This window comes from Mycobacterium sp. 1245852.3, from assembly GCF_001669335.1.
Classification (GTDB): domain Bacteria; phylum Actinomycetota; class Actinomycetes; order Mycobacteriales; family Mycobacteriaceae; genus Mycobacterium; species Mycobacterium europaeum_A.
In genome coordinates this window covers 1-5,051 of sequence record NZ_LZLL01000006.1, presented here as the reverse complement: position 1 = coordinate 5,051, position 5,051 = coordinate 1, and the positions used below count along the sequence as shown (strand labels likewise).

Below are 5,051 nucleotides of genomic sequence, written 5' to 3'. Positions count from 1 at the left end.
CGCGCCGCCGATGTTGCGGTGTGGGTGAGGGAGCTCGGAGGGAGGCGGCGGTGAAGATTCGCTTCGGCGTCGGCCTGGGTGCCGATACCGCGCCGGATCAACTGGCCGCCATCGTGGATCACCTCGAGGCGAACGGGGTGGACTCGCTGTGGTTTTCCGAACTGGTGTACTCCCCGGCGGTCGATCCGATGGTCGGCATGGCGTACGCGCTGTCCCGGACGACCCGGTTGAAGGTGGGGACCTCGGTGGCCGTGCTTCCGGGCCGGCATCCGGTGCTGGTGGCAAAGCAGTTGGCGTCGCTGGCGGCCGTCGCGCCCAAACGGGTTCTTCCCGTGTTCGGCTTGCGTTCGGCGATACCGGCCGAACGCGAGGTCTTCGTGGTCCCCGACGGCGAGCGCGCGGCGGTGTTCGACGAGTCGCTGCGGCTGTTGCGCGCGGCGCTGGTGGAGGATTCGACGACGTTCACCGGCCAATATTTCAGCGTCACCGACGTGGCCGTCGCACCGAAACCATCACCGCCGCTTGATATTTGGGTGGGCGGCTCGGCGCCGGCCGCCTTTCGGCGCATCGGCGCGCTCGGCGACGGCTGGCTGGGCAGTTTCCTCACCCCCGCCGAGGCGCGGGCCGGGCGCGAGGCGATCGAGCGAGCCGCCGCGCACGCCGGCCGCAGCATCGAGCCAGACCACTTCGGCATCTCCCTGGCCGTAGCCGACGGGGAATTGCCCGCGGAGTTGGCCGCGGCCGTGCACCGGCGCCGCCCGGACCGGGACCCCGGCGAGCTCGTCGCCGCCGGGTGGGATCGGCTGCACCGGCAGCTGGACGCCTACCTCGAGGCGGGCCTGACGAAATTCGTCATCCGGCCGGTGGGCAAGGCACCCGGGGACGGTTTCCTCGATCGCTTCGTCACCGAACTCGTCGGCCGGCAGAACTGAGCGTGCGGTGACGCCGTTAGCCGTCCGGGTCGGTGCGAGGTGGGGAGAATGGCTGCCATGACCGGCACACCGCTCGCCGCCGCGGCGATCGCGCAGCTGGAGGCCGAGGGCGTCGACACGGTCATCGGCACGGTGGTGAATCCGGCCGGGCTCACCTTGGCCAAGACGGTCCCGATCCGGCGGACCGACACGTTCGCGGATCCCGGCCTGGGGGCCAGCCCGTCCTGGCATGCGTTCGCCATCGATCAGACCGGGATCGCCTTCACCGCCGATGCGGGCGTGGTGGGGGACCAGCGCCTCCGGATCGATCTGTCGGCGTTGCGCATTGTGGGTGACGGGCTGGCGTGGGCGCCCGCCGCATTTTTCGAGCAGGACGGCACCCCGGTGCCGACCTGCAGCCGTGGCACGCTGCGGCGCGTCGAGGCGGCGCTCGCCGAAGCCGGCATCGAGGCCGCGGTCGGGCACGAAATCGAATTTCTGTTGGTCGGCCCGGACGGCGCCCGGCTGCCGTCGACCTTGTGGGCGCAGTACGGCCTGGCCGGTGTGCTCGAACACGAGGCGTTCGTTCGCGATGTGATCGGGTCGGCGACGGGGGCCGGCATCGCGATCGAACAGTTCCACCCCGAATACGGCGCCAACCAGTTCGAGATCTCGCTCTCGCCGCAGGCCCCGGTGGCCGCCGCCGATCAGCTGATACTGATGCGGCTGATCATCGGGCGCGCGGCGCGTCGGCACGGGCTGCGGATCAGCCTGTCGCCCGCGCCCTTCGTCGAGGGCGCGGGATCCGGTGCACATCAGCACTTCTCACTGTCGACGCCGGAAGGCCCGCTGTTCTGCGGCGGCGACGCGAGCCAGGGCATGACGGCCGCGGGGGAGAGCGCGGTCGCGGGTCTGGTGCACGGACTGCCGGAAGCTCAAGGCGTCCTGTGCGGGTCGATCGTGTCCGGCTTGCGGTTGCGGCCGGGCAACTGGGCCGGCGCCTACGCCTGCTGGGGTACCGAAAACCGGGAGGCCGCAGTGCGGTTCGTCACCGGCGGGCCCGGCACCCCGCGCGGCGGCAACGTGGAGGTCAAGATCGTCGACCCTTCCGCGAACCCGTATCTGGCGTCGGCGGCCATCCTCGGCCTGGCGTTGGACGGGATCAAGTGCCAGACGACGCTGCCACCGGAGGTCACGATCGACCCGGCCACCGTGCCCGAATCCGACCGGGTGCGCGACGGTATCGTGCGGCTGACCGATTCGCAGGCCGAAGCGATTGCGGCGCTTGACGGTTCGGAGGTGATGCGCCGCATCCTGGGCGATCCGGCCGTCGACATGGTGGTCGCGGTGCGCCGCCTGGAGCGGGAGCGCTACGGCGACCTGGCGCCCGAGCAGTTGGCGGACAAATTCCGCATGGCCTGGAGCCTGTGACGGCCGGTCATGGTCTCCGACACTCGCGCCCTGGCCCAGCACATCGGCGGTCTGGCGCTGATTGATCAGCATGTCCACGGATGCTGGTTGGCGCCGGCAGACCGGCCGCGATTCGAGAACGCGCTCAACGAGGCCAACAGCGAACCCATTACCCATCCGGGTTTCGACTCTCAACTCGGGTTCGCGGTGCGCGCCCATTGCGCTCCCGTCCTGGGTTTGTCCAAACACGTTGACCCGCAAGAGTATTGGGAGCGCCGTAGCCAGTTCGACGAGCATGACTTGGCGCGGCTGTTCTTGTCGGCCGCCGGGGTGAGCGAGTGGCTGGTGGATACCGGGATCGGTGGTGGCGGTGTCGCCGGAGTCGCGGATATGGCCCGGCTGTCCGGCGGTGATGCGCGCGAGGTGGTGCGGCTCGAGGAGGTGGCCGAGCAGGCGGCGCAAGCCCGCGGCGACTACGCGGCGGCGTTCGGGGAGATCTTGCACCGGCGCGCGGCCGGCGCGGTCGGCATCAAGTCGATTCTGGCGTACCGGGGCGGGTTCGAGGGCGACCTCAGCGCTCCGTCGCCGGCCGAGGTCGCCGAAGCCGCGAGCCGCTGGCGCGACCGCGGCGGTACCCGGTTACAAGACAGGGTGCTGCTGCGGTTCGGGTTGCACCAGGCACTGCGACTGGGCAAGCCACTGCAGTTCCACGTCGGGTTCGGCGACCGCGATTGCGATCTGCACCAGGCCAATCCGCTGCTGCTGCTTGACTTCCTGCGCAGCACGAAAGACGTGCCGATCGTGCTGTTGCACTGCTACCCCTACGAGCGCGAGGCCGGCTATCTGGCCCAGGCGTTCAACAACGTCTATGTCGATGGCGGGTTGAGCGTCAATTACCTGGGGGCGCGGTCACCGGCGTTCCTTGCGCGTCTGTTGGAAATGGCGCCGTTTTCCAAGATCCTCTATTCGTCGGACGGATTCGGTCCGCCGGAGCTGCATTTCCTCGGCGCGATCTTGTGGCGCAGGGGCATGGAGTGGGTACTCGGCGAATTTGTGGACCGCGGCGAGTGGAGCGAACCGGACGCCATCCGGGTGGTCGACCTCATCGCCCGCGAGAACGCCGCCCGCATCTACCGGCTGACGCATCGCGGCGGCCGGCCGTGATCGCCCGTTCGAAGCCCTCCGACTGCCGGCGACGCAGGCCGCGGGGCGTTCGCCGGGGATCGAGGCTGCGCACGGCGAACTGGGTGATGCACATGGCGCTGCCCATGCTCGCGTTATGGCTGCTGCTGGGCATACCCAAGGTCGACCTGGAATGGGACAACCGGGTGGCCCATTTCATCTTGGTGCTGACCGCCTCGGCCGTGAGCGTCGTGCTGGGCGCCCTGATCGCGCGGGCGTCACGCGCGCGCGACGACGCCCGGCTCTGGCTGGTGTCGCTCGTATTCATGACGACGGCCGGCTTTTTCGGCGTGCACGCCGTCTTCACGCCGGGGGTCCTGTTCGACACCTCCGATGCGGACTTCATGTTGCCGACCCGAGTGGGCCTGGTGCTGGCCGGGCTCGTGGCGCTGGCCTCGTCGATCACCTTCGACCCGGCCAGGAGCGCCCGCCTCTGGTCGATGCGCCCCGCCCTGGCGGTGACGGTGGGAGCGCTGATGGCGGCCTGCGCGGTGACCGTCCTGTTCGGACTGCTCGACCGGCTGCCGAACCAGGAGCTGGTGCAACGCGTGGAACAGGCCTGCGCGCTGGTCGGCGCCGCACTGTTCGCCCTCGCCGCGCTTGCCTACCTGCCGGTCTACCGGCGCCGTCCCGCGGTGGTCGTGATCTCGGTGCTGACCGCGTTCACGTTGCTGTCCGAGGCGGCGGTGGCCCTCGCGTTCGGGATGAGCTGGCATGCCTCCTGGTGGCTGTGGCACGTGCTGATGACGATGGCCTTCTGCTTCATCGCCTACAGCGCGCGGGTCCAGTTCCGCCGCGAAGGCACCGTCAGAGGTCTTTTCGACGCACTCGCCACCCAACAGACCATCGCCGGCCTGCGCCGCGATTACACGGCGGCATTGGAGACGATGGTCGACATGTTGCAACGCCGGGAGCGGGGCGAGCAGGTTCCGCCCGGCGCTGCCGCCGCCGCCCTCGCCGACCGGTTCGAACTCACCGAGCAGCAGGTGGCGGTCCTCAAACGCGGCGCGGAAGCCCTGGGCGCCGAACGCGAACGCGTGCGCAAGCTCGGCGAACTCGTCGCGCTGGGCCAGGAATCCAGCGTCATTCAGGACGAGGACGCCCTGCTCAATCGGGTGCTGGTCGCCCTCTCCGACGCGTTCCCGGGCAACCATTTCCGGCTGGCTCGGGTGCGTGCCGGCGAGCTCTACTTCGACGACGGCGCGGCCGACGGGTCGGAGTCGACCGCACCGCAGGGCACCGTCCTCGAGCTGCCGCTGATGGTGAAGGGCCAGGTCGCGGGCGTGATCGAGGCGCGTGCACCGGATGGCGCCTTCTCCGATGCCGACAGCGCCCTGCTGTGGTCGTTCGCCATGCAGTCCTCGATCGCGTTGGAGAACGCCCGGCTTTACCAGAACCTCGATGGACTGTTCCGTAGCTACATGTCACCCGCGGTCGCGACGGCCCTGCTCGCCGATCCCGATCAGGCGGGCCTCGGCGGTGCGATCACCGACATCACGGTGCTGATGGCCGACCTGCACGGCTTCACCGCGTTCACCGAGGCGACCA

General features: G+C 69.7%; 4 protein-coding genes. All 4 read left to right on the top strand.

What is annotated here, in order from left to right:
• Positions 1 to 50 precede the first annotated feature (50 nt).
• The gene (locus tag A9W96_RS00130) at positions 51 to 932 is read left to right on the top strand and encodes a TIGR03854 family LLM class F420-dependent oxidoreductase (protein ID WP_067137223.1); all 882 of its coding nucleotides are present in this window, start codon (positions 51 to 53) and stop codon (positions 930 to 932) included.
• A gap of 57 nt (positions 933 to 989) precedes the next feature.
• Complete coding sequence (locus A9W96_RS00125) at positions 990 to 2,342, top strand: glutamine synthetase family protein (protein WP_066878157.1); 1,353 nt, start codon at positions 990 to 992, stop codon at positions 2,340 to 2,342.
• A 9-nt stretch (positions 2,343 to 2,351) separates the two neighbouring features.
• Entirely contained in the window at positions 2,352 to 3,485 is a 1,134-nt protein-coding gene (locus A9W96_RS00120) for an amidohydrolase family protein (RefSeq protein ID WP_067137221.1), read from the top strand.
• Between the two features lie 92 nt (positions 3,486 to 3,577).
• Positions 3,578 to 5,051, top strand: a 1,474-nt coding sequence (locus A9W96_RS00115; RefSeq protein ID WP_156765054.1) for an adenylate/guanylate cyclase domain-containing protein, incomplete at its 3' end; no start/stop codon positions are given.

Excerpts from the sequence above, each read along its gene's own strand:
- A9W96_RS00125 (WP_066878157.1), top strand. The coding sequence starts at position 990 with ATGACCGGCACACCGCTCGCCGCCGCGGCGATCGCGCAGCTGGAGGCC.
- A9W96_RS00120 (WP_067137221.1), top strand. The coding sequence starts at position 2,352 with ATGGTCTCCGACACTCGCGCCCTGGCCCAGCACATCGGCGGTCTGGCG.